Annotated in this window: 25 protein-coding genes and 1 riboswitch; of the genes, 12 read left to right on the top strand and 13 right to left on the bottom strand. The window is 59.9% G+C overall.

Annotated features, from left to right (window positions below):
* Nucleotides 1-17: 17 nt before the first annotated feature.
* Entirely contained in the window at nt 18-2,141 is a 2,124-nt protein-coding gene (locus tag ACY4LX_RS31335) for a putative bifunctional diguanylate cyclase/phosphodiesterase (protein WP_149659673.1), read from the bottom strand.
* A gap of 322 nt (nt 2,142-2,463) precedes the next feature.
* Between ACY4LX_RS31335 and ACY4LX_RS31340 the strand changes: the two genes are divergently transcribed.
* Both ACY4LX_RS31340 and ACY4LX_RS31345 read left to right on the top strand, forming a co-directional pair.
* Nucleotides 2,464-3,132 carry a polysaccharide lyase family 7 protein gene (locus ACY4LX_RS31340; RefSeq protein ID WP_463258714.1) on the top strand — a complete coding sequence of 223 codons (669 nt, stop codon included), beginning with the start codon at nt 2,464-2,466 and terminating at the stop codon, nt 3,130-3,132.
* Between the two features lie 624 nt (nt 3,133-3,756).
* Nucleotides 3,757-4,041 carry a fructose-bisphosphate aldolase gene (locus ACY4LX_RS31345; protein WP_463258715.1) on the top strand — a complete coding sequence of 95 codons (285 nt, stop codon included), beginning with the start codon at nt 3,757-3,759 and terminating at the stop codon, nt 4,039-4,041.
* A 64-nt stretch (nt 4,042-4,105) separates the two neighbouring features.
* Here the strand turns inward: ACY4LX_RS31345 and ACY4LX_RS31350 are convergent, their stop codons facing one another.
* The gene (locus tag ACY4LX_RS31350) at nt 4,106-4,345 is read right to left on the bottom strand and encodes a hypothetical protein (protein WP_463258716.1); all 240 of its coding nucleotides are present in this window, start codon (nt 4,343-4,345) and stop codon (nt 4,106-4,108) included.
* Between the two features lie 260 nt (nt 4,346-4,605).
* On the opposite strand from ACY4LX_RS31350, the gene ACY4LX_RS31355 reads away from it, so the two are divergent.
* Both ACY4LX_RS31355 and ACY4LX_RS31360 read left to right on the top strand, forming a co-directional pair.
* On the top strand, nt 4,606-5,292 hold the full coding sequence (locus ACY4LX_RS31355) for a transposase (RefSeq protein ID WP_463258717.1): 687 nt from the start codon (nt 4,606-4,608) through the stop codon (nt 5,290-5,292).
* 275 nt (nt 5,293-5,567) lie between these two features.
* Complete coding sequence (locus tag ACY4LX_RS31360) at nt 5,568-5,882, top strand: hypothetical protein (RefSeq protein ID WP_463258718.1); 315 nt, start codon at nt 5,568-5,570, stop codon at nt 5,880-5,882.
* A gap of 118 nt (nt 5,883-6,000) precedes the next feature.
* Here ACY4LX_RS31360 and fba read toward each other — a convergent pair whose 3' ends face one another.
* The 6 genes from fba to tkt form a co-directional block, all read right to left on the bottom strand.
* Nucleotides 6,001-7,065, bottom strand: a complete 1,065-nt coding sequence (fba, locus tag ACY4LX_RS31365) for a class II fructose-bisphosphate aldolase (protein WP_054044249.1) — start codon at nt 7,063-7,065, stop codon at nt 6,001-6,003.
* 252 nt (nt 7,066-7,317) lie between these two features.
* The gene (locus ACY4LX_RS31370; protein ID WP_463258719.1) at nt 7,318-7,650 is read right to left on the bottom strand and encodes an MliC family protein; all 333 of its coding nucleotides are present in this window, start codon (nt 7,648-7,650) and stop codon (nt 7,318-7,320) included.
* 56 nt (nt 7,651-7,706) lie between these two features.
* Nucleotides 7,707-7,931: a hypothetical protein gene (locus tag ACY4LX_RS31375; protein WP_149659682.1), complete on the bottom strand. Its 225-nt coding sequence runs from the start codon at nt 7,929-7,931 to the stop codon at nt 7,707-7,709.
* A 34-nt stretch (nt 7,932-7,965) separates the two neighbouring features.
* A complete protein-coding gene (locus ACY4LX_RS31380) occupies nt 7,966-9,129 on the bottom strand; it encodes a phosphoglycerate kinase (protein ID WP_149659683.1) in 1,164 nt (387 codons plus the stop codon).
* 17 nt (nt 9,130-9,146) lie between these two features.
* Nucleotides 9,147-10,211: an erythrose-4-phosphate dehydrogenase gene (epd, locus tag ACY4LX_RS31385; RefSeq protein ID WP_463258720.1), complete on the bottom strand. Its 1,065-nt coding sequence runs from the start codon at nt 10,209-10,211 to the stop codon at nt 9,147-9,149.
* A gap of 172 nt (nt 10,212-10,383) precedes the next feature.
* A complete protein-coding gene (gene tkt, locus ACY4LX_RS31390; protein WP_149659685.1) occupies nt 10,384-12,381 on the bottom strand; it encodes a transketolase in 1,998 nt (665 codons plus the stop codon).
* A 260-nt stretch (nt 12,382-12,641) separates the two neighbouring features.
* On the opposite strand from tkt, the gene ACY4LX_RS31395 reads away from it, so the two are divergent.
* From ACY4LX_RS31395 to ACY4LX_RS31410, 4 genes are all read left to right on the top strand, one after another.
* Entirely contained in the window at nt 12,642-13,637 is a 996-nt protein-coding gene (locus ACY4LX_RS31395; RefSeq protein WP_463258721.1) for an ArsR/SmtB family transcription factor, read from the top strand.
* Between the two features lie 18 nt (nt 13,638-13,655).
* A complete protein-coding gene (gene metK / locus ACY4LX_RS31400; protein ID WP_463258722.1) occupies nt 13,656-14,846 on the top strand; it encodes a methionine adenosyltransferase in 1,191 nt (396 codons plus the stop codon).
* 160 nt (nt 14,847-15,006) lie between these two features.
* Nucleotides 15,007-16,680, top strand: a complete 1,674-nt coding sequence (ligB, locus tag ACY4LX_RS31405; protein WP_463258723.1) for an NAD-dependent DNA ligase LigB — start codon at nt 15,007-15,009, stop codon at nt 16,678-16,680.
* Between the two features lie 101 nt (nt 16,681-16,781).
* The gene (locus ACY4LX_RS31410) at nt 16,782-17,177 is read left to right on the top strand and encodes a DUF1090 domain-containing protein (protein WP_149659689.1); all 396 of its coding nucleotides are present in this window, start codon (nt 16,782-16,784) and stop codon (nt 17,175-17,177) included.
* Between the two features lie 176 nt (nt 17,178-17,353).
* Here the strand turns inward: ACY4LX_RS31410 and ACY4LX_RS31415 are convergent, their stop codons facing one another.
* Nucleotides 17,354-17,803 carry a c-type cytochrome gene (locus tag ACY4LX_RS31415; RefSeq protein ID WP_149659690.1) on the bottom strand — a complete coding sequence of 150 codons (450 nt, stop codon included), beginning with the start codon at nt 17,801-17,803 and terminating at the stop codon, nt 17,354-17,356.
* Nucleotides 17,804-17,931: 128 nt separating this feature from the next.
* Between ACY4LX_RS31415 and mltA the strand changes: the two genes are divergently transcribed.
* Nucleotides 17,932-19,104, top strand: coding sequence for a murein transglycosylase A (gene mltA, locus ACY4LX_RS31420; protein WP_463258724.1), 1,173 nt, complete (start codon nt 17,932-17,934; stop codon nt 19,102-19,104).
* A gap of 92 nt (nt 19,105-19,196) precedes the next feature.
* Here the strand turns inward: mltA and ACY4LX_RS31425 are convergent, their stop codons facing one another.
* Nucleotides 19,197-19,580: an MAPEG family protein gene (locus tag ACY4LX_RS31425; RefSeq protein ID WP_123404270.1), complete on the bottom strand. Its 384-nt coding sequence runs from the start codon at nt 19,578-19,580 to the stop codon at nt 19,197-19,199.
* A 41-nt stretch (nt 19,581-19,621) separates the two neighbouring features.
* Nucleotides 19,622-20,455 carry an EamA family transporter gene (locus ACY4LX_RS31430; protein WP_149659693.1) on the bottom strand — a complete coding sequence of 278 codons (834 nt, stop codon included), beginning with the start codon at nt 20,453-20,455 and terminating at the stop codon, nt 19,622-19,624.
* A gap of 285 nt (nt 20,456-20,740) precedes the next feature.
* On the opposite strand from ACY4LX_RS31430, the gene ACY4LX_RS31435 reads away from it, so the two are divergent.
* Both ACY4LX_RS31435 and ACY4LX_RS31440 read left to right on the top strand, forming a co-directional pair.
* Nucleotides 20,741-21,910 carry an MFS transporter gene (locus ACY4LX_RS31435; protein WP_149659694.1) on the top strand — a complete coding sequence of 390 codons (1,170 nt, stop codon included), beginning with the start codon at nt 20,741-20,743 and terminating at the stop codon, nt 21,908-21,910.
* Nucleotides 21,911-22,159: 249 nt separating this feature from the next.
* Nucleotides 22,160-23,425 (top strand): cation:proton antiporter, encoded by a 1,266-nt coding sequence (locus ACY4LX_RS31440; RefSeq protein ID WP_149659695.1) that lies wholly within the window; start codon nt 22,160-22,162, stop codon nt 23,423-23,425.
* Here ACY4LX_RS31440 and ACY4LX_RS31445 read toward each other — a convergent pair whose 3' ends face one another.
* Both ACY4LX_RS31445 and ACY4LX_RS31450 read right to left on the bottom strand, forming a co-directional pair.
* Nucleotides 23,426-24,313 (bottom strand): formate/nitrite transporter family protein, encoded by an 888-nt coding sequence (locus ACY4LX_RS31445; RefSeq protein ID WP_463258725.1) that lies wholly within the window; start codon nt 24,311-24,313, stop codon nt 23,426-23,428.
* 180 nt (nt 24,314-24,493) lie between these two features.
* Nucleotides 24,494-24,898, bottom strand: coding sequence for an acyl-CoA thioesterase (locus ACY4LX_RS31450; RefSeq protein ID WP_123514743.1), 405 nt, complete (start codon nt 24,896-24,898; stop codon nt 24,494-24,496).
* Nucleotides 24,899-25,087: 189 nt separating this feature from the next.
* Nucleotides 25,088-25,186, top strand: a riboswitch (S-adenosyl-L-homocysteine riboswitch).
* Nucleotides 25,187-25,209: 23 nt separating this feature from the next.
* On the opposite strand from ACY4LX_RS31450, the gene ahcY reads away from it, so the two are divergent.
* The gene (gene ahcY, locus ACY4LX_RS31455; protein ID WP_133835625.1) at nt 25,210-26,619 is read left to right on the top strand and encodes an adenosylhomocysteinase; all 1,410 of its coding nucleotides are present in this window, start codon (nt 25,210-25,212) and stop codon (nt 26,617-26,619) included.
* Nucleotides 26,620-26,677: the final 58 nt, after the last annotated feature.

The following is a 26,677-nucleotide window of genomic DNA, read 5'->3' on the forward strand; positions in this document are numbered from 1 at the left end:
TCGCCAGTGTAGCGAATTCAGCGATGCAGCGCGCTCCAGTCGAAGGGCTGCACAAACTCCCCGGCATCGTCCGAGGTCATGGGCCGCGCCACCAAAAAACCCTGCACATACTCGCAGCCGTTGGCCTGCAGCCAGTCATATTGCGCCACCGTTTCCACCCCTTCGGCGATCACCAGCAGACCGTATTGCTTGCACAGATCGATCACCGTGCGCACCAGCGAGGCATCCCGCGTCGACTCCGGCAGCCGCGCAATCAAATGCCGGTCGAGCTTGAGAGTGTCCAGCTCCAGGTCCCGCAGATGCGCCAGCGAACACGGTCCCGAACCGAAGTCATCCAGCGCCACCCGCACCCCCAGATTGCGCAGCAAACGCAGCTGCTTGCGGGTTTCGTCGGGGTTGATCATCAACGCTTCTTCGGTGACCTCGACTTCTATCTGGCTCGGCCGCAATGCATGGCGCTCCAGGGTTTGCCGCAACTCCGTGACCAGGTTCGGCATGCCGAATTGCGTACTGCTCAAACTCACCCCCAGCACTAGGTCCTCGGCGAACAAGGTTTCCCAGGCCTTACGCTGCTTGGCGCTGCGATGGTAAATCCAGCTGCCCAGGCGACTGATCAACCGCGCCTCTTCCAGCAACGGCAAAAACAGCCCCGGCGGCACATCGCCGACACTCGGGTGCTGCCAGCGCAGCAACGCCTCGAAACCGCGAGTCTGCCCGCCATTGATCGCCACTTGCGGCTGATACACCAGGTTGAAATCACGGTTCTCAATGGCGGTGCGCACACTCTCTTCCAGCATCAAGCGCGAGCGCGCCCGGCCGTTCATTTCGTGATCGTAGAAGCGATATTGCTGACGCCCGGCGCGCTTGGCTTCGTACATCGCGATGTCGGACGCGCGCAGCAAACCGTCGAGGTTGGAACCACAATCCGGGTACGTGGCAATACCGATGCTGGCGCCGAGGGCGATGTCCAACCCTTCGATCTGCTGACAGATCGACACCCGCTCGATCAGCTTCTCGGCAATCTTTGCCGCTTGCTCCGGAAACTCCAGGTCCAGCAGCGCGGTGAACTCATCACCCCCCATGCGCGCCAAAATATCGAACGGCCGCAGGCACGCTTTCAACTGCTCGGACACCCAGCGCAACACCCGGTCCCCAGCGTCGTGACCGAGGGAATCATTGACCCGTTTGAAACCGTCCAGGTCCAGGTACAACAGCACCCAGGCACTGTCGGAACGTTCGCCGCGCAGCAGCAGGTTTTCCACGGTCTGGTGGAAACCACGGCGATTGAGCAACCCAGTCAGCGGGTCGGTAACCGCCTGGAACTCCAGTTGCTGATGCAGATGGCGCACCACCGACATGTCCAGCACCGTCACCACCATTGCGTGTTGCTCGGAGGGCAGCGGCGCGCAGGACAACGCCACCGGCACCTGCTGGCCCGGCGCCGTGCGCAGCAGCGCATCGTGCAGGCGCAGGGTTTCGCCGCGCTTGTAACCGGTATACAGGTCGGAATCGGCCCAGATCGGGATGTGCGGTTTTTGCAGGAAGTCCAGAAACTCCCGGCCCTGCAAGTCCTTGACCGTGGCATTGAGCAGCCGCGACATCGCCGGGTTGGCAAAACGAATCAGACCGTCCTCTCCCACCACCAGAATGCCTTCGGCGGCGTTATCCAGCACCGAGGCATTAAAGGCGCGGGCGACCTCCAGATCGTGGCTCAGGCGCTGCAAGGCCCGGCGGTTGCGCTGATGCTCCAGCAACGCCTGGACTTTGGGCTTGAGGATTTGCGGGTCGAAGGGTTTGAACAGGTAATCCACCGCGCCGCTGGCGTAGCCCTTGATCACGGCGTCCTGGGACTGTTCGTTGGCGGTGAGGAAAATAATCGGGGTCAAACGGGTGCGCTGACTGCCGCGCATCAACCGCGCGACTTCGAAACCATCCATGCCCGGCATCTGCACATCCAGCAGCACCAGGTCGACATCGTGTTCAAGCAGCAAGCTGAGGGCCTCGAAGCCCGAGGCGGCGGTCATGACCTGCCAGTCCTGGCGCTGTAACAAAGCGCGCATGCTGATCAGGTTTTCAGGGTAATCATCAACGATCAAAAGGACAGAGCTGCCTTCACTTGGCGTGGGTTGCGCGCATTCCATGCTGCTTCTCTTGTTCGGGGCGACAGGCCGGTTTCTCGTGAAAACCGGACAAATACTACGCCTTCACTCTAGACCCGGATCCGAAAAAGCAGTAGGTGTCATCGCGCCATCATGTAACCAAACCGTCCATAACCCGACTAACGGTCGGCGCTACAGCCCCCGAAAACCGGGAAAGATGGCTTTTTGACAGGATGTTGACGTCAATCTTCTGCCCGGCGGGCATTAACAAAGCACGCGACTACGCTTATAAAGGCAGCCCTCCAAGGCCCGTGCTAGAGCTTGTGGCACGGGCGTGCAGCATGAATTCGTGGAAGCTTTGTCTATGATCGATCTCGCAACATGGAACCTCAGTGTTCCTGTCGGCAATCCGCCTTACACCGTCGAAACAGCCAAACTGGTGAAGGGTTTCAAGGACCAATACTTCCATTCCGACACCGGCACCCTGTTCTTCTGGTCCCCGGTCACCGGCTCCAAAACTGAAAACGCCAAATACCCCCGCACCGAACTTCGCGAAACCTACAGCAACGGCACCCTGCGCAACTGGCTCTACCCGGACGCCGACAATTCCCTGCGCGCCACCCTCGCGGTGAACCAGGTGCCGAGCTCCGGCAAGATCGTCATCGGCCAGATCCACGCCTATGAAAGCCAGAAACCGTTGATCAAGCTTGAATATCAATTCAAGACCAGCACGCAAACGGGCAACATCGTCGCCAAAGTGCGCATGCACCCCGATGACGGCGAAGGGCGGGTGATCACCATCGCCACCGGCGTGAAGCTGGATCAGGAGTTTTCCTACCTCCTCCACCTGAGCCCGGGCGGTCAATTGGGTATCAGTGCGGCGGGTTATCAGTGGGATTCGAACATCAGCGCGACGTGGCGCGACAAGCCGCTGTATTTCAAGGCGGGCGTGTATGTGCAGGACCACACCGGGTACACCAGCGAGGGTGGGAAAGTGACGTTCAGCAAGCTGGATATTGATCACGACAAGTAAGCCTTCTGCCCTGATCGTTCCCACGCGCAGCAAAGGAATGCAGCCCGGGACGCTCCGCGCCCCATTCAGAAGCCGAATGCAGAGCGTCCGAAGAGGCATTTTGTGGCGAGGGGGCTTGCCCCCGTTGGGCTGCGCAGCAGCCCCAATTAATCTCAAACCTTCCGCAAATCCCGTAGGAATAATGCCTTTATGGCGAGGGAGCTTGCTCCCGCCGGGCGGCGAAGCAGCCCCATCCACCTGCCACCGCATTCCTACAGCCCCACCGCAACGCCCGGTTTTGCGGCGGCTGCGCCACCGAACGGGGGCAAGCCCCCTCGCCACAAGGGTTATGCGCCGTCCTACACCCCGGTTGCAGCCATCAAAGTCGCCGCTTATAGTTCGCCCCGTCGCTGACAGCAGTCGGCGATAGGGTTTCGCAGCCCTACAGCACAATGGCAACCAAGCTCCATAACAAACGATGGTCGTTTTAACGCCCGCAGTTCGTTTTATGGTGGCTGCGTGTGGGAGACCTTCGGGTCTGCCGGGTTCCTTGTGCCTCGGTCTGCGAACCCGCACGCAGCTACCACCCATTCGATTCGCAGCGAAAAGTAGTAGCTCTTCTTTTATGCACAGGAAGATTTACTTATGACAACGAACAACCCGCCGCGCCGCTTCACCCCCATGTCCCAATTCGCCACCGACTACCCCGTCCTGCTCATCGACAGCGACGCCCCGATCCGCGAATTGCACAACTGCGTCAGCGAACGCCTCAACGCCGTCGTCAAATACCTCAACCTCATGGCCTGCACCAGCCTGCCGGACTACGCCGAAAACGACATCAACACCGTCAGCAACATCGCTTTGATTCTGCTGCGGGACGTGGGGGATGTGTTTCGGGTGATTGAGCGGCGTGGGTTTGATACGCCTTAAGTTCAACAATCAATTTTAAAATCATAAAAACCCGCATTTCTGCGGGTTTTTCGCGACAGATTTTTCAAGATTTTTTCGTGCATCTCACGTCTAAATACGAAAGGCCATAAGCGGCTTTCAAACTCTCCGCATCTTTTTTAGCTTTATCGACCGCCTCACCTGAAGAGGAAGCGGTAACGACAGTTGATGCGTTTCCTGGGACATTCTTAACAATGCAGTTATAGGAATCTTCGGCGGCATGGGTGGCGAGAGATAGCGTCATTGATGAGACAAAAGCGAGCATTAGAAGTGTCAGTTTATTCATAATAGCGAGCTCCAAAAAGCAAAAAAAAGAAAGACTTAAAAAGGACTTAAAAAGGGGACAGATTTATTTATATACCCTATTTGCACTTAACGATAAAACAACCTCCCCAACAAAACACCTGTAAGAAATAACAGTTCCTAATACAATTTTGCGATAACAGAGCAATAAGATATGACACAAAATCTTACAGCGAATCCATAGACTATTTCCTGCCACAGCCTGCTACGCTTCCTGAAACGTACAAGGAAGTAGGTGGCTATATGCCTAGAGCAGCACGCATTGTATTACCCAACCATCCGCATCATGTTGTGCAACGAGGCCACAACAAACAGGTGGTCTTCGCCCACACAAACGACTTCGGAGGTTACCTGGCGGACTTGCAAGAACTCAAAACCGTCTTTGATGTGAAGGTGTACGCATTTTGTCTAATGACCAACCATGTCCACTTGTTACTTGCGCCTAGTGACTCAACAGGCCTAGGCAAGCTGATGAAAGCCTTGGCAGCACGAATGACGCGGCACCGCAACAAACTGGAAGGACGCTCGGGCACGCTATGGGAAAGTCGCTACAAATCCAGCATCGTTCAGACCGATACCTACTTGCTGGCCTGTAGCCGATATATCGAACTTAACCCCGTACGCGCGCAAATGGTTCAACGTGCACAAGACTACCCTTGGTCCAGCCTGCGTCTACGGCTCAACGAATCACCTGAAAGCAATTGGCTGGACAATCCCCCTGGCTACCTTGACCTCGGCGCAACGCCCGCCGAACGCCTTGCCCGCTACCACTCCTTCATGGACCAGCCGATTCCCACCTCGGAACTGCAACTGATAAGAGGGGCTCTTCAACGAGGGCAACTGACAGGCAACTCGCAATTTACGGATGAAATTGAAAAAATTACGGGATTGCGGATAACAGAAAGAGCACGGGGTCGGCCGGCGAAATAGGTCAATACGATAGTTGTCATTAGAGGGGATCGATTAAATAAATCTGTCCCCTTTTCCCCAGTCCCCTTTTCCCCAAAATAAATCCGCCCCCTTTTCCTTTGTTTTAATATCCATAACAAAAAGATCTTAAGAACTGTCAACTTTTACAGCTGACAGCGAAACCTGCGCCACCTACCATTCGATACGAAACAAACAAAAGGAAAAGAACAGACAAATAAACCTGACCCTTTTCCTCCAGCAAAAAAACTATTAAACATTTTAAAAGGATTACTATCATGGGTGCTCTAGTCGGAACTTTCTATGGCGCGTATGGCCAGGATCATATATACCTTACCGTCAACAGTAGTGACGACATTGGCGGAGCGGTAAACGCAACTGCCATTGTTAATGGGCAAACTGGCCCGCTAACAGGAACGCAAAAAATCGGCGCTACCACTACAACAATTATGCTGACCGGCAGTGTAGGCGTGAACGCAGAAAGTTGGACATTCAACACTTCCGACTTTAATGCTTTGCAGGGAAGTCGCAACTTTGCAGGCGCCACAGGAGTCTGGAACTCTCAGCAATTTGGCTTGGGACGAATTTCTTAGCCCCCAAGAAAAAACAGATAAAAAAAGTAAATAGATTTATTTAATCTACCCCTTAATTCTCTCCACAAAAAACCCGCCTCTCGGCGGGTTTCTTATCAACGCAGCTTAACGCCCAGGCTTAGTTCACCTTAGCGTTCAACTCACCTTTCAGGTAACGCTGATACATCGCTTCCAACGAGATCGGCTTGATCTTCGAAGCATTACCGGCAGTACCAAACGCTTCATAACGAGCGATACACACATCACGCATGGCGGTCACGGTCGCGCCGAAGAACTTGCGCGGGTCGAATTCGCTTGGGTTGGTGGCCATCAGGCGACGCATCGCACCGGTGGACGCCAGACGCAGGTCGGTGTCGATGTTGACCTTGCGCACGCCGTGCTTGATGCCTTCGACGATTTCTTCAACCGGCACGCCGTAGGTTTCTTTGATGTCGCCGCCGTACTGGTTGATGATCGCCAGCCAGTCTTGTGGCACGGAGGACGAGCCGTGCATCACCAGGTGGGTGTTGGGGATGCGTTTGTGGATTTCTTTGATGCGGTCGATGGCCAGTACGTCGCCGGTCGGTGGCTTGGTGAACTTGTAGGCGCCGTGGCTGGTGCCGATGGCGATGGCCAGGGCGTCGACCTGGGTGCGTTTGACGAAGTCAGCGGCTTCTTCCGGGTCGGTCAGCATTTGGCTGTGATCCAGAACGCCTTCGGCGCCGATGCCGTCTTCTTCACCGGCCATGCCGGTTTCCAGGGAACCCAGGCAGCCCAGCTCGCCTTCTACCGAAACGCCGCAGGCGTGAGCCATGGCCACGGTTTGTTGGGTGACGCGGATGTTGTAGTCGTAGTCGGTCGGGGTCTTGCCGTCTTCGCCCAGGGAACCGTCCATCATCACCGAGCTGAAGCCCAGTTGGATGGAGCGCTGGCAGACGTCAGGGCTGGTGCCGTGGTCCTGGTGCATGCACACCGGGATGTGCGGGAATTCTTCGATGGCCGCCAGAATCAGGTGACGCAGGAACGGGGCGCCGGCGTATTTGCGAGCACCGGCCGAAGCCTGGACGATCACCGGGGAGTCAGTCTTGTCAGCGGCTTCCATGATGGCGCGCATCTGCTCAAGGTTGTTGACGTTGAAGGCTGGAACGCCGTAGCCGAATTCGGCTGCGTGGTCCAACATCTGGCGCATGCTGATAAGTGCCATTGTGTGTGTCTCTCCCGGTTTGGGTCGTTAATCGTGCCAGCCTGCCGTAGCGGCGGCGGCTATTCAAGTTATTGCAGATCGGGGGTGGGTCCGGTCCGCTCATTCGGTCTGACAAAAATCTCTACGAGCCATCGATGACCTGTAGGAGCAAAGCTTGCTCGCGAAAGCGGTTTAACCGCCAACACATGTGTTGAATGTGCTGGCCTCTTCGCGAGCAAGCTTCGCTCCTACAGGTTTGGCGCGAGCCTTCGATTACTGCGCTTTACAACCGCGGCCAATCAAATCATTGGTGGCGACCCAGTAAACCAGGCCTTCCTCACCTTTTACGTGAAACGCCAGCATGTCGTTGCTGTACAGCGAACCTTCGGCGCCCGGTTCAAGCTTCAAGCGGTAGACCTGATCGGCCCCACCGAGGCGCACGTCGACTTCCCTAAGGCTGTCGTCGGTGTAGCGCCAGAGCACTTTGGCCTGGCTGTCGCAGGTCCAGGTGGTCCAGTTGTCCGCGGGCGCCGAGGTGTTGAACAGGTTGAAATTGGAGCAACCTGCCAGCAGTGCCAGCGCCATGACGGCGATAAAACCTTTCATCCATGTTCCTCGACCGACGGCGCACGCCGCCAGCCTTGAGTAAAGAGTCAGACCCGTCAAGGGCAGCCATGTTCCTTGGCCGGGGTCTGTGTCTCGTATTTGTCCAGGCCATCGGGCCCGGAACGCTTGTTGAGCACCGGGTTGGTTTCAGCCTGCCAGTCGGCCTGGTAACAGCCTCTATCCGCCGGCGCAGACGGCGCGGGGTCCGGCTTGGCTTTCGGGTTACTCCCGCAAGCCGCCAGCGACACCGCGACGATCAACAGCGCTATCGTCCTGACCATATCAACACTCCTTTGCCTGGTCATTTGAGTGATCTCAGGCCTTGGCCCGGCTTTCCAGGACTTCAACCGCCGGCAGTACTTTGCCTTCGACGAACTCAAGGAACGCGCCGCCGCCGGTAGAAATGTAGGAGATCTGATCGGCAACGCCATATTTATCGATGGCCGCCAGGGTGTCGCCACCGCCGGCAATGGAGAACGCCGAGCTGTCCGCGATGGCCTGGGCCAGGACTTTGGTGCCGTTGCCGAACTGGTCGAATTCGAACACGCCCACCGGGCCGTTCCACAGGATGGTCTTGGACGACTTCAGCAACTCGGCGAAATTCGCCGCGGTCTGTGGGCCGATGTCCAGGATCATGTCGTCGGCGGCTACGTCGGCAATCAGCTTGACGGTAGCGGTGGCGCTTTCCGCGAATTCCTTGGCAACCACGACGTCCACCGGCAGCGGCACGCTGACTTTGGCGGCGATGGCGCGGGCGGTGTCCAGCAGGTCCGGTTCGTACAGGGATTTGCCGACCGGGTGACCAGCGGCGGCCAGGAAGGTGTTGGCAATGCCGCCGCCGACGATCAGCTGGTTGCAGATCTGGCTCAGGCTGTTGAGCACGTCGAGTTTGGTCGAGACCTTGGAGCCGGCCACGATGGCAGCCATTGGCTGGGCCGGGGCGCCGAGGGCTTTGCCCAGTGCGTCCAGTTCAGCAGCCAGCAGCGGGCCGGCGGCGGCGACTTTGGCGAACTTGGCCACGCCGTGGGTCGAACCCTCGGCGCGGTGAGCGGTGCCGAAGGCGTCCATCACGAACACGTCGCACAGGGCGGCGTATTGCTGGGCCAGTTCGTCAGCGTTCTTTTTCTCGCCTTTGTTGAAGCGCACGTTTTCGAACAGCACGATGTCGCCGGCCTTGACGTCAACGCCGCCCAGGTAATCGGCCACCAGCGGCACGTCGCGGCCCAGGGCCTTGCTCAGGTAGTCGGCGACGGGCTTGAGGCTGTTCTCGGCCGAGAACTCGCCTTCGGTCGGACGGCCAAGGTGCGAGCAGACCATCACGGCCGCGCCTTTTTCCAGGGCCAGCTTGATGGTCGGCAGCGAAGCCAGGATACGCGCATCGCTGGTGACAACACCGTCCTTGACTGGGACGTTGAGGTCTTCGCGGATCAGTACGCGCTTACCTTGCAGATCGAGGTCGGTCATCTTCAACACGGTCATGGGTCGCAATTCCTGAGTTACTGTTTTTGAGTGACAGAAAGTGGAGCAGCTATGTGCAGATAGTGTTCTGCAACGTCCAGCATTCGGTTGGCAAACCCCCATTCGTTGTCGAACCAGGCCAGGATGTTCACCAGCCGTGGGCCGGAAACGCGGGTCTGACTGGCATCGACGATGGCCGAATGTGGGTCGTGATTGAAATCACAGCTTGCGTGGGGAAGCTCGGTGTAAGCCAGCAGACCTTTGAGCGGGCCACTGGTGGCGGCTTCGCGCAGGATCCGGTTGACCTCCACGGCGTCGGTGTCGCTGACGGTTTGCATCGTAATGTCGAGACACGACACGTTCACCGTCGGCACGCGTACGGCTTTGGCCTGAATTCGCCCGGCAAGTTCCGGCAGCAGGCGTTCGATACCACGCGCCAGACCAGTGGACACCGGGATCACCGACTGGAACGCCGAACGGGTGCGGCGCAGGTCTTCATGATGGTAGGCGTCGATCACCGGCTGGTCGTTCATCGCCGAGTGGATGGTGGTGATCGACACGTATTCCAGACCAATGGCCTGGTCCAGCAGACGCAACAGCGGCACGCCGCAGTTGGTGGTGCAGGACGCGTTGGACACCAGCAGCTCGTCGCCGGTCAGGCAATCCTGGTTCACGCCGTAGACGATGGTGGCGTCGACATCCGCCTCGCTGGCCATCGGCTGGGAAAACAAAACCCGTGGCGCGCCGGCGTCGAGGAAGCGCTGGCCATCGGCACGGGTGTGGTAAGCGCCGGAGCATTCCAGCACCAGATCGACGCCCAACGACGCCCAATCGATGCCTTCGGGGGTAGCACTGCGCAGGACCTTCACGCAGTTGCCATTAATATGCAGACAATCGTCCTCCACCCGCACTTCGCCGGGAAAACGCCCGTGAGTGGAGTCGAAGCGTGTCAGGTATTCGATGCTGGCCATGTCTGCCAGATCGTTGATCGCGACAATTTCAAACCCGGCCTTCTCGCCTCGCTCAAACAACGCACGCAAGACGCAACGACCAATCCGGCCGTAGCCGTTGAGTGCAACTTTGTAGGGATGCGGTTGGGGCATGGGGTTCTCGATTACCGTGGTGAATCCGTTGTTGCAGTGCTGGCAGGGCCGACGCCTTCGCGGGCAAGCCTCGCTCCTACAGGTTTTCGGTTGTCATGAAAAACAACACGATCCCTTGTAGGAGCGAGGCTTGCCCGCGAAGAGGCCAGCCCGGACAACGCAACCTTCGGACTTAGTCTTCCAGCAGCTCTTCAGCCTGACCCAGGATGTTTTCCAGGGTGAAACCGAATTCTTCGAACAAGGCTGGCGCAGGCGCCGACTCGCCGAAGGTGGTCATGCCGATGACACGACCTTCCAGGCCCACGTACTTGTACCAGTAGTCCGCGTGAGCGGCCTCGATGGCGATACGCGCACTGACCTGCAACGGCAGAACGGCTTGCTTGTAGCCAGCGTCCTGAGCGTCGAACACGCTGGTGCACGGCATCGAAACGACGCGTACCTTGCGGCCTTGCTCGGTCAGTTTGTCGTAAGCCTGAACCGCCAGGCCCACTTCCGAACCGGTGGAGATCAGGATCAGCTCAGGCTCGCCTGCGCAGTCCTTCAACACGTAACCGCCACGGGCGATGTCGGCGATCTGGCCGGCATCACGCTCCTGGTGCTGCAGGTTCTGACGCGAGAAGATCAGCGCCGAAGGGCCGTCCTTGCGCTCGATGGCCAGTTTCCAGCAAACAGCCGATTCAACGGCATCGGCTGGACGCCAGGTGTCCAGGTTCGGGGTGCTGCGCAGGCTGGTCAGTTGCTCGATAGGCTGGTGAGTCGGGCCGTCTTCGCCCAGACCGATGGAGTCGTGGGTGTAGACGAACACCACGCGTTTCTTCATCAGCGAGGCCATGCGCACCGCGTTGCGCGCGTATTCCATGAACATCAGGAAGGTCGCGCCGTAAGGCACCAGGCCACCGTGCAGGGACACGCCGTTCATGATCGCGCTCATGCCGAACTCGCGAACGCCGTAGTACATGTAGTTGCCGCTGGCGTCTTCAGCCGAGACACCTTTGCAACCTTTCCACAGGGTCAGGTTGGAACCGGCCAGGTCAGCGGAGCCGCCGAGCAGTTCAGGCAGCAGCGGGCCGTAGGCATTCAGGGCGTTCTGGCTGGCTTTACGGCTGGCGATGGTTTCGCCCTTGGCCGCAACTTCCGCGATGTAAGCCGAGGCTTTTTCCGCGAAATCGGCTGGCAGTTCACCGCTGAGGCGACGCACCAATTCGTTGGCTTCGGTCGGGAACGCGGCGGAGTAAGCGGCGAAACGCTGGTCCCACTCGGCTTCGGCAGCGCGGCCTTTTTCCTTGGCGTCCCACTCGGCATAGATGTCAGCCGGGATTTCGAACGGGCCGTGGTTCCAGTTCAGCGCCTTGCGGGTCAGGGCGATTTCCGCGTCACCCAGTGGGGCGCCGTGGCAGTCTTCCTTGCCTTGCTTGTTCGGCGAACCGAAACCGATGGTGGTCTTGCAGCAGATCAGGGTCGGCAGCTCGCTTTTGCGCGCGGTCTCGATCGCAATCTTGATTTCTTCCGGGTCGTGACCGTCGACGTTGCGGATCACTTGCCAGTTGTAGGCTTCGAAACGCTTCGGCGTGTCGTCGGTGAACCAGCCTTCGACTTCGCCATCGATGGAGATGCCGTTGTCATCGTAGAAGGCGATCAGTTTGCCCAGGCCCAAGGTACCGGCCAGGGAGCCGACTTCGTGGGAAATGCCTTCCATCATGCAGCCATCACCCAGGAACACGTAGGTGTGGTGGTCGACGATGTTGTGGCCAGGACGGTTGAACTGCGCCGCCAGGACTTTTTCCGCCAGGGCGAAACCCACGGCGTTGGCCAGGCCTTGGCCCAGTGGACCGGTGGTGGTTTCAACGCCTGGGGTGTAGCCAAATTCCGGGTGACCCGGGGTGCGGCTGTGCAGTTGGCGGAACTGCTTGAGGTCTTCGATCGACAGGTCGTAGCCGGTCAGGTGCAGCAGCGAGTAGATCAGCATCGAGCCGTGGCCGTTGGACAGCACGAAGCGGTCACGGTCGGCGAACGATGGATTGCTTGGGTTGTGCTTGAGGTAGTCACGCCACAGCACTTCGGCGATATCCGCCATACCCATAGGGGCACCCGGATGGCCGCTGTTGGCTTTTTGCACGGCATCCATGCTGAGGGCACGAATGGCGTTGGCACGCTCACGACGGCTTGGCATCGCTGATCTCCTAGGGTTTGAATAAAACGAAACGGAAAAAAGGCGAGCATTTTCCCTCACCCACCCGCCTCGGGGCAATGACAGATAGTCATCTAGAGGCGTTTTTCCAATGGATAACGACGGTTTCGGCGGGTGAAACCTTTCTGCTATTCGTTTGTAGAGACAACAGCGCCTTGAGAAGTGCCATCTATCGAGCAATATCAAAACTTTTTGATATTGCTCTTGCGAGGCTTTCTGACCATCACTAGACTGCTGGCCCTATGAATCTACGCGTGCCTTCCATTCAACATGACGATTGCGATGAGCTGGCGGCCTTGTGCAAGGCCGGTGGCGATCCTCTACGCCTGAATGTATTGCGCGCGCTGGCCAACGATTCGTTTGGCGTACTGGAACTGGCGCAGATCTTCGGCATCGGTCAATCCGGCATGAGTCACCACCTCAAGGTCCTGGCCCAGGCCGACCTGGTGGCGACCCGCCGTGAAGGCAACGCGATTTTCTACCGTCGCGCCCTGCCCCACACCGACTTGCTGGGCGGCAAGCTGCACGCAGCCTTGCTGGACGAAGTGGACAACCTGACCCTGCCGGCCGATGTGCAATTGCGGATCGCTCAGGTACACGGGCAACGGGCGGCGGCCAGCCAGGACTTTTTCTCACGGGTCGCGGAGAAGTTTCGCGCCCAGCAAGACCTGATCGCCGGCCTGGCGCAGTACCGCGAAAGCGTGGTGGCGCTGCTCGACAAGCTGAGCTTCAGCGAAGGCGCCACGGCGATTGAAGTCGGCCCCGGCGATGGCGGTTTCCTGCCGGAACTGGCGCGCCGCTTCACCCAGGTCACGGCGCTGGACAACAGCCCGGCGATGCTCGAACTGGCGCGCCAGGTCTGTGAACGTGAACGGCTGACTAACGTCAGCTTGCAATTGGCCGATGCATTGAATGGCGTAAGCCTGACCGCCGATTGCGTTGTACTGAACATGGTGCTGCACCATTTCGCCGCACCGGCCGAAGCGCTCAAGCACATGGCCGGCTTGCTGCAACCAGGCGGTAGCCTGTTAGTGACAGAGTTATGTAGCCACAACCAGAGTTGGGCCAGGGAGGCCTGCGGTGATCTATGGTTGGGGTTTGAACAGGACGATCTGGCCCGTTGGGCCACCGCTGCGGGACTCGTTCCCGGGGAAAGCCTCTATGTAGGCTTACGTAATGGTTTCCAGATTCAGGTCCGCCATTTTCAGCGGCCGGCTGGCGACACTCACCATCGGTAAATTCAGGAAAACATCGAGATGAGCGAATACTCCCTCTTCACCTCCGAGTCCGTGTCTGAAGGGCATCCGGACAAAATCGCCGACCAGATTTCCGATGCGGTGCTGGACGCCATCATTGCTGAAGACAAGTTCGCCCGTGTGGCGTGCGAGACGCTGGTCAAGACCGGCGTGGCAATCATCGCAGGTGAAGTGACCACAACGGCTTGGGTCGATCTCGAAGAGATCGTGCGTAACGTCATTCTGGACATCGGCTACAACAGCTCCGATGTCGGCTTCGACGGTGCCACTTGCGGCGTGATGAACATCATCGGCAAGCAGTCCCCTGACATCAACCAGGGTGTCGACCGTGCCAAGCCTGAAGATCAGGGCGCCGGCGACCAGGGCCTGATGTTCGGCTACGCGAGCAACGAAACCGACGTGCTGATGCCAGCACCGATCACCTTCTCGCACCAGCTCGTGCAACGGCAAGCCGAAGCCCGTAAATCCGGCCTGCTGCCTTGGCTGCGCCCGGACGCCAAGTCGCAAGTGACTTGCCGTTACGAAGGCGGCAAGGTGGTCGGGATCGACGCCGTTGTACTGTCGACCCAGCACAACCCTGAAGTGTCGTACAAAGACCTGCGCGAAGGCGTGATGGAGCTGATCGTCAAGCACGTGCTGCCTGCCGAGTTGCTGACCAAGGACACCCAGTTCCACATCAACCCGACTGGCCAGTTCATCATCGGCGGCCCGGTTGGCGACTGCGGTCTGACCGGTCGCAAGATCATCGTCGACAGCTACGGCGGCATGGCCCGTCACGGCGGCGGCGCGTTCTCCGGTAAAGATCCATCGAAGGTTGACCGTTCGGCGGCTTATGCCGGTCGTTACGTGGCCAAGAACATCGTCGCGGCCGGCCTGGCCGAGCGTTGCGAGATCCAGGTTTCCTACGCGATCGGTGTTGCCCAGCCGACTTCGATCTCGTTGAACACCTTCGGCACCGGCAAAATCAGCGACGACAAAATCGTCAAACTGGTTCGCGAAGTGTTCGACCTGCGTCCATACGCCATCACCACCATGCTCGACCTGCTGCACCCGATGTACCAGGAAACCGCTGCGTACGGCCACTTCGGTCGCACCCCGGAAACCAAGACCGTGGGCGAAGACACCTTCACCACGTTCACCTGGGAAAAGACCGACCGCGCCGATTCGTTGCGCGCTGCTGCCGGCCTGTAAGACTTCCCCGGCGGTACCCAAAGCCCCGCACGGTTCGCGCCGTGCGGGGCTTTTTCATGCTGGAAAATCTGTCCTCGAAACACCCCGAAAAACACCCCGCTTTTACAAAACTGATGACCGACTATTCTTCCAGACATCCCAACGAGCAAGGACGCTCTCGATGCTCCCCAGCCTGCGCCTGTTTTTCGCCCTCCTGCTGACATCCCTGACCGCCAGCGCCGCCGATTGCCCCAACTGGGCACCCGCGCGTGCCCAAGCCGAAATCACCACCCTGCAACAGCAACTCGACCGTTGGGACGACAGCTACCACCGCAAGGGCCAATCCCTGATCGGTGACGAACTCTACGACCAGTCCCGAGCCCGGCTGACGCAATGGCGCACCTGTTTAAACCTCGCCCCTGCCCCTGAACCGCTGCGAACGGCGGGCGGCAAGGTGCCTCACCCCATCGTCCACACGGGGTTGGAAAAACTCCACGACGGACCCGCCGTCGAACACTGGCTGCGCGATCGCAAGGATGTCTGGATTCAGCCAAAGGTCGACGGCGTGGCGGTATCGCTGATCTACAGCAAAGGCCTGCTGCAACAGGCGATCAGTCGCGGCGACGGCATGAACGGCCAGGACTGGACCGCCTCCGCACGCCAGATCGCCGGCATCCCCCAGCAACTGAAGCAACCAATGGACGTCCTCGTGCAAGGCGAACTCTATTGGCGCCTGACCGATCACATACAAGCCAAAGCCGGCAGCCTCAACGCCCGCGCCAGCGTGGCCGGGTTGATGGCGCGCAAGTCGCTGAGTGCGGAGCAGGCTGCCGGGATCGGGTTGTTTGTCTGGGATTGGCCGCAAGGTCCGGAAAGCTGGCCTGCCCGGGTCACCGCTTTGGATAGGCTGGGATTCCCGGCCACCGGCGTCTACAGCCAATCGATCAACACCTTTGCCGATGCAGACCGCTGGCGCGATCACTGGTATCGCTCGCCCCTGCCTTTCGCCAGCGACGGCGTCGTCCTGCGCCAGGATTCACGTCCACCCGCCGAACGCTGGCAGGCCCGGCCGCCTTACTGGAGCGTCGCCTGGAAATACCCCTTCGCCCAGGCATTGGCCGAGGTGCGCAAGGTGCATTTCAAGATCGGCCGGACCGGGCGGATCACCCCGGTACTGGAGCTGTCGCCGGTAAAGCTCGATGACCGGCAGATCAAACGAGTGAGCGTCAGCTCCATGCAACGCTGGGAGCAATTGGACATTCGCCCCGGTGATCAGGTTGCCATCAGCCTCGCGGGCCTGACCATTCCCAGGCTCGATGACGTCGTGCTGCGCAGCGCCGAGCGCGCGGAAGTGAATGCACCGCTGGCGGCTGACTTTCATCCGCTGAGCTGCTGGCAGCCAACGCCGGGCTGCGAAAGCCAATTTCTCGCCCGGCTGACCTGGCTAAGCGGCAAGCAAGGGCTGGCCTTGCCGCATGTCGGGCCGGGCACCTGGGAGAAACTTCTCGAAACAGGCCGCCTCAACAGCCTGCTGGATTGGTTGACCCTCGATGCCCAAGAGCTTGCTAACATTGCCGGCTTCGGCGAGCGCAGCAGCGCTCGTCTTTTAAACAGTTTTGAAAGTGCCCGGCAGCGTCCGTTTGCTCGCTGGCTCAAAGCCCTTGGCTTGCCGCCGACGGGTCAGGCGAAGCTTGCCGATTCATGGCAGACCCTGGCGCAACGCAGCCACGAACAGTGGCAGGCCGAAGCCGGCATCGGCCCGGGACGCGCAGCGCAATTGAGCGCGTTTTTTCGCGACCCGCAGGTCCTGGCCTTGAGTGAAACATTACGTATGGCGGGGATTGACGGTTTTTAGCGACCAACAATGCCTGTCAGCCCGGGAACCCAATGGTGGCGCTGCGCTCAAACAGCCCATTGCCACCTCGACCCGCTTGCCTTTTTTTGCATGGAGCTTTTATGAAATTTCTTGCACCGCTCGCCCTGCTGACCCTTTGCGGCATGATGGCTGCTCCGCTGATGGCAGCCGAAGAGATCCCGGAACTGACCGGTTGCGCCGCCAAGAAACAGGGCATCGTCAACCAGATCGAACTGGCCAAATCCCATGGCAACGCCGATCAGCAGGCGGGCCTGGAAACCGCCCTGAACGAAGTCACCACCCACTGCACCGACGCCTCCTTGAAGAAGGAACGGGAAAACAAGGTGCTCGACGCCAAGCATGAAGTCAGCAAGCGCCAGGCCGATCTCGACAAGGCCATGAGCAAGGGCGATGCCGAGAAAATCAACAAACGCAAAGACAAACTGGCCGAGTCCCGCAAGGAATTGCAGGAAGCGCTGGATGAACTGGATAAGTAGGACCTCGGCGTTGCGAGGGAGCTTTTGTGGCGAGGGGGCTTGCCCCCGCTGGGTCGCGAGCGACCGCAAAATCAGCAGACGCGGATAATCAGATAGACCGCGCGGGCCGAATTGACGACTGCTTCGCAGCCGAACGGGGGCAAGCCCCCTCGCCACAGGGAATACACACCGCTAGATCAATGATCCCGAAACTGTTTATGGCAAGCACTGCAGGCATCTTCAACTTTCTGCACCGCCGGCCCGAGGTTGCTGGCCTTGTACGGCTGGACCTTGCTGGCAATCACCAATTCACCGGTGGCGCCTTCAAGGTTGCGGGCCATTTCCTGGAAGCGTGCCTGTTGCTTCCACACATCGTCCTTGGCGCTGGTGTGATCTTCTTCGCGCACCTGCGGGAAATGTTTCCACGGCTCATGGGACAGCGCATCGAGTTTCACCGCACCCTCGGCAAATTTCGGCCCGTCGAACGGAATGCGTCCGCGCAACATGCCACCCAGGTCTTCGCCGGTCTTGAGCATTTGCTTGAAGATCGCCTTGCGTTGACCCAATGGCGAATTCGGATCAACACCGCCGCAGGCGGACAAGGTCAGGCAGGCCAGCAATACAACAGAAATTCTTTTAAGAGTCATGGTGGCTTCAGGTCACGGGGAACGGCGGCCAGTATCCTCGCGTCATCGTTAAACACCAATAGCCCTATTATCAATAAGGGTTGTTTGAGCGCATGGAGCACTCAGGCAGCCGTCAAAGGAATTACTCCATGAACAGCCGTTTCATGGCCTGGCGCCCGCGCCTGGCCTGGACCCTTCCGATGGTAGCCGTGCTCGCGGGCTGCACCGGCGGCGAAAACAACACCCCGAAAACCCACGCCCTGGCCACCTACACCAGCGCCACCTGGGAAGCGTTGCCAACGGTGTCCGACGATGATCTGGTGGCCGGTTTCGGTACCTGGCGCAGCGCCTGCACCCGACTCAAGGCCGACCCGGTCTGGGGCTCGACCTGCGCGGCGTCGGCCACTGTGCCGCAAACCGCCGCTGAGATTCGCGGCTTTCTCAAGCAGAACCTGGACGTCTACGGCCTGCGTGCCGCCAACGACAATCCCAATGGCCTGATCACCGGCTACTACGAACCGGTGTACCCCGGCAGCCTGACCCAGACCGAAGTGGCTAATGTCCCGGTTTACGGCGTGCCCGAGGACATGATCATTGTGTCCCTGGACAGCCTCTACCCGGAACTCAAGGGCAAACGCCTGCGCGGTCGACTTGAAGGTCGCGTGCTCAAACCCTACGACGACGCCGCCACCATCGAGAGCAAAGGGGTCAAGGCGCCGGTCGTGGCCTGGCTGACCGACCCGATGAACCTGCAATTCCTGCAAATCCAGGGTTCCGGGCGGATCCAGCTCGACAGTGGTCGACAACTGCGTATCGCTTATGCCGACCAGAACGGCCATCCGTATCGTCCCATCGGCCGCTGGCTGGTGGATCAGGGTGAACTGAAGAAGGAAGACGTGACCATGGGCGCTATCAGCGCCTGGGCCAAGGCGAATCCGTCGCGAATTCCGCAGTTGCTCGGCAGCAACCCCAGCTACGTGTTTTTCACCCAAAATCCGGACAGCAACGAAGGGCCTCGCGGCTCGCTGAACGTACCGCTGACGGCGGGCTACAGCGCGGCGGTGGATCGCAAGGTGATTCCGCTGGGCAGTCTGCTTTGGTTATCCACCACCAAACCGGATGGCAGCGCACTGGTGCGGCCGGTGGCGGCCCAGGACACTGGCGGCGCGATTGCCGGCGAAGTGCGGGCGGACCTGTTCTGGGGCACCGGCGAAGCGGCCGGGCAATTGGCGGGGGATATGAAGCAGCAGGGGCAGATCTGGATGTTGTGGCCTAAAGGTGCAGCGTTGCCGCAAGTGCCGCAGGTGGCTGACAAGCCTTAACGTCAAAAGATCGCAGGCTCCTACGGGGAATCGTTGTGAACACGGTCCCTGCAGGAGCTACCGAAGCCTGCGATCTTTTGCTTTTGCTTCAATCAGATCGACACAAAAAAGAAACTGGCAATCAACCCCATCCCCACAAACCACACCAGCGACCGCAAGATCGCCCAGTCCGCCAGGTAGCAAATGATGTACAGCAGCCGACTGGTGATAAACAGCACCGCCAGCACGTTGACCGTCACCAACTGCGCCGTGCCCACCAGATGGGCCGCGAGCACTGCCACCGCGAACGCCGGCATCACTTCAAAACTGTTCAACTGCGCCGCATGGGCACGCCGGCCCAAGCCATTCAGCGATTCGAGAAAGTCCCGGGGATCATGGTTGTCTTTCAGGTTGTACCTGCCACTGGCCTTGGCGATGGCCGTGCAGACATAGGGCAGGAAAATCGCAATCAAAACGCACCACAGCGCAACCGTCATAAAGCAGTCCCTTCTTCAGTTTTCAGAAATTCGGTGGTCGGTCAAAACTTCATCACCAGGATGCCGATCAGCACCAACCCACAGGCTAAGAGCCGCGGCCGGCCGAAAGGTTCTTTCAAGTAGCGCATGCCGAACAGCACCACCAGGATCACACTGATCTCACGCAACGCCGCCGCTTCGGCAATCGAGCCCAGTTGCATCGCCCACAGCACCAGAGCGTAGCTGAACAACACGCAAAACCCGACCGCCAACCCCAGTCGCCACTGTTCTCGCCAGAACAGCATGAACGCCGGTCGCTTGCGCACCAGCGCCAGCAACGGGAATGGCCAGGCACTGAGCAGCGTGACCCACACCAGGTAATCCAGCGGATGCGACCAGCGCCGCAACGCCTGGCCATCGATGAAGGTGTAGCAGCCGATGCACAGGCCAATCAGCGCCACCACTGGCAGCATTGACCACGGCAATCGCGCACCGCCACCGCCCTGCCACAGCAGGCACAGCATGCCGAACGGGATCAGCAAAATGCCGAAGATCTGCTGATTCGTCAGCACTTCCCCGGCGAAGATCAGCGTCAGCGCCAGCACCACCAGTGGCGACAGGCCCCGCATCAGCGGATAGACCAGCCCCAGGTCGCCAACCCGGTAGGCCTGGATCAGCAAATAGCGATAGAGCAACTCGAACGCCGCCGACGCCAGGATCCACGGCCAGATTTCAATCGGCGGCACGTTCACGAACGGCAGCATCACGGCGACAAACAGCATCGCCACCGAGTCCATGCACGCCACCACCAGCAGCCGCTCGGCGCTGAATTTGATCAGGGTATTCCACGCCGCGTGCAACAGCGCCGCGACCAACACCAGTGCTGTTGCAAGCACGGTTCACTCCTTCTGTTGCCCACCCCCATCCCTGTAGGAGCGAGGCTTGCCCGCGAAGGCGATCTCAAGGACGCCTTCGCGGGCAAGCCTCGCTCCTACGGAAAGCGGGCAGATAATTGATTCGCCATATGTCCGCAGCTGTTTATACTGCAAGCGACCACGCCGCACTCAGTTGCGCACAGACTAATTCCAATAATTCCTGCCCCCGCCCGCTCTCCTCGAGAACGGCCGATGGCCTGCGTATGCCTGATCCGAGCGTCAAGACTACCGACAGAGACCTTGCGCATGCCACTCGCCTTGCTTGCCCTCGCTGTTGCCGCGTTCGGCATCGGCACCACTGAATTCGTCATCATGGGCTTGCTGCCCGATGTCGCCCGCGACCTCGCCGTGAGCATTCCCCACGCCGGCCTGTTGATTACCGGCTACGCCCTGGGCGTGGTGTTCGGCGCGCCGATCCTGGCGATCGGCACCGCGAACATGCCACGCAAAGCCACGCTGCTGGGCATGACGCTGATGTTCATCCTCGGCAACATCCTCTGCGCCCTGGCGCCGAACTACGCGACGCTGATGGCTGCGCGGGTGGTCACCGCGTTGTGCCACGGAGCGTTCTTCGGTATCGGTTCGGTGGTCGCGGCCGGTCTGGTGGCGCCGAACAAACGGGCCCAGGCGATTGCCATGATGTTCACCGGCTTGACCCTTGCCAACGTGCTCGGCGTGCCACTGGGCACGGCGCTCGGCCAATATGCCGGTTGGCGCTCGACGTTCTGGGCGGTGTCGGTGATCGGCGTGATCGCGGCCATCGCCCAATGGGTGTGGTTGCCGAAAGACATCGTCATGGACAAGGCGAACCTGGCCAGCGAGTTCAAGGTGCTGGGCAAGGTCAACGTGTTGCTGGCCCTGGGCATGAGCGTGCTGGCGTCCACCAGTCTGTTCAGCGTCTTCACCTACATCGCACCGATCCTGCAAGACATCACCGGCGTCAGCCCCCACGGCGTGACGATCATGTTGCTGTTGTTCGGCGTGGGTCTGACGGCGGGCAGCATGCTCGGCGGGCGCTTGGCGGACAGTCGCTTGCTGCCTTCGCTGGTGGGCATGGCCCTGGCGGTCGCGGTGGTGCTGGCGGCGTTCAGCCAGACCAGCCATTCGGTGATTCCGGCGGCGATTACGCTGGTGTTGTGGGGGATTTTTGCGTTTGCCCTGTGCCCGATCCTGCAACTGCTGATCATTGATCAGGCGCATGAGGCGCCGAACCTCGGCTCGACGTTGAACCAGAGTGCATTCAACCTCGGCAATGCCGCTGGCGCGTGGATTGGCGGGCTGGTGGTGGCCAGTGGCGCGGACCTGGCGGATTTGCCGTGGACGGGGGCGCTGGTCAGCGGGCTGACGGTGCTGACGGCGCTGTTCTATATCTACCTGCAACGGCGCGGGGCGGCTGCGGTCAATGTGTCCGGCTGACTCGACGCACTGCATTAACCTGTGGCGAGGGGGCTTGCCCCCGTTCGGCTGCGCAGCAGTCGCAATCCAGACACCGCGCTCATCCTGATTTACCGCGATTGCAGATTTGAGGGCCGCTTCGCAGCCCAACGGGGGCAAGCCCCCTCGCCACAGGGGATCGTATTTGTGTCCCTGACTTGCGACAGCCCATCCAACCTCATGCACGACCCGCATCGTGCCCAACTCCACCCACCATCCAAAGGACCCCGGATGCTTGAACTTGTCGCTGCGTTTATCTGCCTCACGTCCCTCCTCACCTACGTGAATTTCCGCTTCATCGGCCTGCCCCCCACCATCGGTGTGATGGTCACGGCGCTGATGTTTTCCCTGCTGTTGCAAGGCCTGAGCCTGCTCGGCTACCCCGGTCTCGAAGAGCGCGTACAACAGCTGATCGGCCAGATCGACTTCGGTGATCTGCTGATGAACTGGATGCTCTCGTTCCTGCTGTTCGCCGGCGCCCTGCACGTCAATCTGAGCGACCTGCGCAGTTACCGCTGGCCCATCGGCCTGCTCGCGACCTTCGGCGTATTGATCGCCACGGCGGTGATCGGCAGCCTCGCCTATTACATTTTTGCCCTGTTCGGCTGGCACGTGAGCTTCTTGTATTGCCTGCTGTTCGGCGCGCTGATCTCCCCCACCGACCCGATTGCGGTGCTCGGTGTGCTGCGGACCGCCAACGCGTCCAAGCCGCTGAAAACCACGATCGTCGGCGAGTCGCTGTTCAACGATGGCACGGCGGTGGTGGTGTTCACCGTGTTGCTGGGTATCGCGCAATTGGGCGAAACCCCGACCGTCGGCGCCACGGCCATGCTGTTCGCCCACGAGGCGATTGGCGGCGTGGTGTTTGGCGGGCTGATCGGTTACCTGGTGTACCTGATGATCAAGAGCATCGAGCAGCATCAGATCGAAGTGATGCTGACCCTGGCGCTGGTGATCGGCGGTTCGGCCATGGCTTCGGAGCTGCACGTGTCCGCGCCGATCGCGATGGTGGTCGCCGGTCTGATCATCGGTAACCTGGGGCGCAACCTGGCGATGAACGACATGACCCGAAAGTACCTGGACGGTTTCTGGGAACTGCTCGACGACATGCTCAACGCCCTGCTGTTCGCGCTGATCGGCATGGAACTGTTGCTGCTGCCATTCAACTGGCTGCACGTATTGGCCGCGAGTTTGCTGGCGTTGGCGATTCTGCTGTCGCGTCTGTTGACCGTGGCCCCGGCCATCCTGCTGTTGCGGCGCTGGCGCACCGTGCCGCGCGGGACGATCCGAATCCTGACCTGGGGTGGTTTGCGCGGCGGTGTGTCGGTAGCCCTGGCCCTGGCGTTGCCGCTGGGCCCGGAGCGGGATCTGATCCTGAGCATCACCTACATCGTGGTGTTGTCGTCGATCCTGTTGCAGGGTTTGAGCATCGGCAAACTGGTCAAGTACGTGACCCGGGATGAGCCTGCGCCAACGGCACAGGCCGAGCATCACTGATTACTTTTTGATCTTCTGCGGGTCAGGCTTCCCGGGCAGATCCGCAGCCTTGTTCGGCGTGCTGCTTTCACTGCGCACCTGGGCATGGCTGATCAGGGCAAAAATGAAACTGCCGCCAATGATGTTGCCCGCCAGCGTCGGCCCGGCGAACACCAGCCAGAAATCCTTCCACGGCAACTCGCCGGCAAACACCAGGTACGACACCTCCGCCGAACCGACGACGATGTGGGTGAAATCCCCCAGCGCCATCAGGTAGGTGATGAGGATGATGATCCACATCTTGGCGCTCTCCATGGACGGGATCATCCAGACCATGGTGGCGATCATCCAGCCGGAAATGATGCCTTTGGCGAACATCTGGCTGGCGCTGTTTTCCATGATCTTGCGCCCGATGTCGAGGAAGGCCAGGTCGGTGTTGGTGTCGAAGATTGGCAGGTGCAGCATCACGTAGGCCACCAGCAACGTCCCGCACAGGTTGCCGAACAGCACGACACCCCACAGGCGCAGCAAGCGCCCGAAATTGCTCAACGTGGGTTTGGTCATGATCGGCAGCACGGCCGTCAGGGTGTTTTCGGTGAACAGTTGCTGGCGCGCCAGGATCACCGCGAGGAAACCGGCGCAGTAGCCGAAACTGGCGATCACCTTGAAACCTTCGCCGTCCGGCAGGCGGGAATTGAGCAGCCCCATGGCCATCAGCGACAGGCCCATGGTCAGGCCGGCGGCCAGGGCCGACCACCACAGCGCGGCGACGCTGCGTTCCAGCTCCTGATCGCCCTGGGTGCGGATGATTTCATGCAACACCGCCGCCCGGGGCGGCTGGTTGCGGTCGGCTTCGTGCTGCTCTTCAGCCGAGAGGTTCGGGGTCTTGCCGTCTTTTTGAGTGTCCATGGAGCTCCGGAACCGGTGGCGTGTCATGTAGGTACGACACGCGGGGTTCGGAGCTGTTCACTGACCTCGGCAGATCGCTCCCACGCTCTGCGTGGGAATGCCTCTTGTAACGCTCTGCGTCACGCTTTGGGACGCAGAGCGTCCCGGGCTGCATTCCCACGCGGAGCGTGGGAACGATCATCAATCGACGACGACGTCATCCTTGAACTGGTCTTTGACGTAGAGGATTTCGGTGCGGCCGTGGGGCGCCGGCAGGCCGTCTTCGCCGAGGTTGACGAACACCATGCGCTCGACGGTCAGGATACTTTTGCGGGTGATCTTGTTGCGCACTTCGCAGGTCAGGGTGATCGAGGTGCGGCCGAACTCGGTGGCGGTGATGCCCAGTTCGATGATGTCGCCCTGGCGCGAGGCGCTGACGAAGTTGATCTCGGAAATGTACTTGGTGACCACGCGCTGGTTGCCCAACTGGACGATCGCATAGATCGCCGCTTCTTCGTCGATCCAGCGCAACAGGCTGCCGCCGAACAGCGTGCCGTTGGGGTTGAGGTCTTCGGGTTTTACCCATTTGCGGGTGTGGAAATTCATGGGGGGCTCCGGGGTTGAGGCGTTTGAGCGATAGGTTTCTGCCCCCAGCTTCAAGTTTTAAGCGACAAGCTGCAAGTAAAAGCAGATTCGCTGTTACTTGCCGCTTGTAGCTTGTCACTTGCCACTAGCCGGACAAAGAAAGCTATAATCGCCACCGTTTCAAAACGGCTACTACCGTTTTCCCGCCACCTGTCCGAGGGGCGCTGCAGCAGGTCAAACCTGTCAGGCTCGGATGGGGCGTTGCCTGGCCCTGGCCAGACACTAAACGCACAACGGCGCCCATTCGCATACATTACGAATGGAGGCTCATCATGAGCGCTGTCATCACGCCTGCAGATTTTACCGATTACAAAGTTGCCGACATGTCCCTGGCTGCCTGGGGTCGTCGCGAAACCATCATCGCCGAATCCGAAATGCCTGCCCTGATGGGTCTGCGCCGCAAGTACGCCGGTGAGCAGCCGCTCAAAGGCGCCAAGATTCTCGGCTGCATCCACATGACCATTCAGACTGCCGTGCTGATCGAAACCCTGGTTGCCCTGGGTGCCGAAGTACGCTGGTCGTCCTGCAACATTTTCTCGACTCAAGACCAGGCCGCTGCTGCTATCGCCGCTGCCGGCATCGCGGTGTATGCCTGGAAAGGCGAAACCGAAGAAGAGTACGAGTGGTGCCTGGAGCAAACCATCCTGAAAGATGGCGCGCCTTGGGATGCCAACATGATCCTCGACGACGGCGGCGACCTGACCGAGCTGCTGCACAAGAAATACCCGGCGATCCTGGACCGCGTCCACGGCGTCACCGAAGAAACCACCACTGGCGTGCACCGTCTGCTGGACATGCTGGCCAAGGGCGAGCTGAAAATCCCGGCCATCAACGTCAACGACTCGGTGACCAAGAGCAAGAACGACAACAAGTACGGCTGCCGTCACAGCCTGAACGACGCGATCAAGCGCGGCACCGACCACCTGCTGTCCGGCAAGCAAGCGCTGGTCATCGGTTACGGTGACGTGGGCAAGGGCTCGGCCCAGTCCCTGCGTCAGGAAGGCATGATCGTCAAGGTTTCCGAAGTTGACCCGATCTGCGCCATGCAAGCCTGCATGGACGGCTATGAGCTGGTTTCGCCGTTCATCGACGGCATCAACAACGGCACCGAAGCCTCCATCGACAAAGCGCTGCTGGGCAAGATCGACCTGATCGTGACCACCACCGGTAACGTCAATGTGTGCGACTCGAACATGCTCAAGGCCCTGAAGAAGCGCGCTGTTGTCTGCAACATCGGCCACTTCGACAACGAAATCGACACCGCTTTCATGCGCAAGAACTGGGCATGGGAAGAAGTGAAGCCACAGGTTCACAAGATCCACCGCACCGGCCCTGGCGCATTCGACGCCCAAAACGACGACTACCTGATCCTGCTGGCCGAAGGCCGTCTGGTTAACCTGGGTAACGCCACCGGTCACCCAAGCCGCATCATGGACGGTTCGTTCGCCAACCAGGTGCTGGCGCAGATCTTCCTGTTCGGTCAGAAGTACGCCGACCTGTCGCCAGCCCAGAAAGCCGAGCGCCTGACCGTTGAAGTACTGCCGAAGAAACTCGACGAAGAAGTGGCCCTGGAAATGGTCCGCGGTTTCGGCGGCGTCGTGACTCAACTGACCAAGACCCAGGCCGACTACATCGGCGTGACCGTCGAAGGCCCGTTCAAGCCGCACGCCTACCGGTACTGACAGCAGCTGCAAGTGGCAAGCTTCAAGCGGCAAGTAAAAGCGGTTCGTTTACTTGTGG

The organism is Pseudomonas sp. Emmai (genome assembly GCF_055179735.1).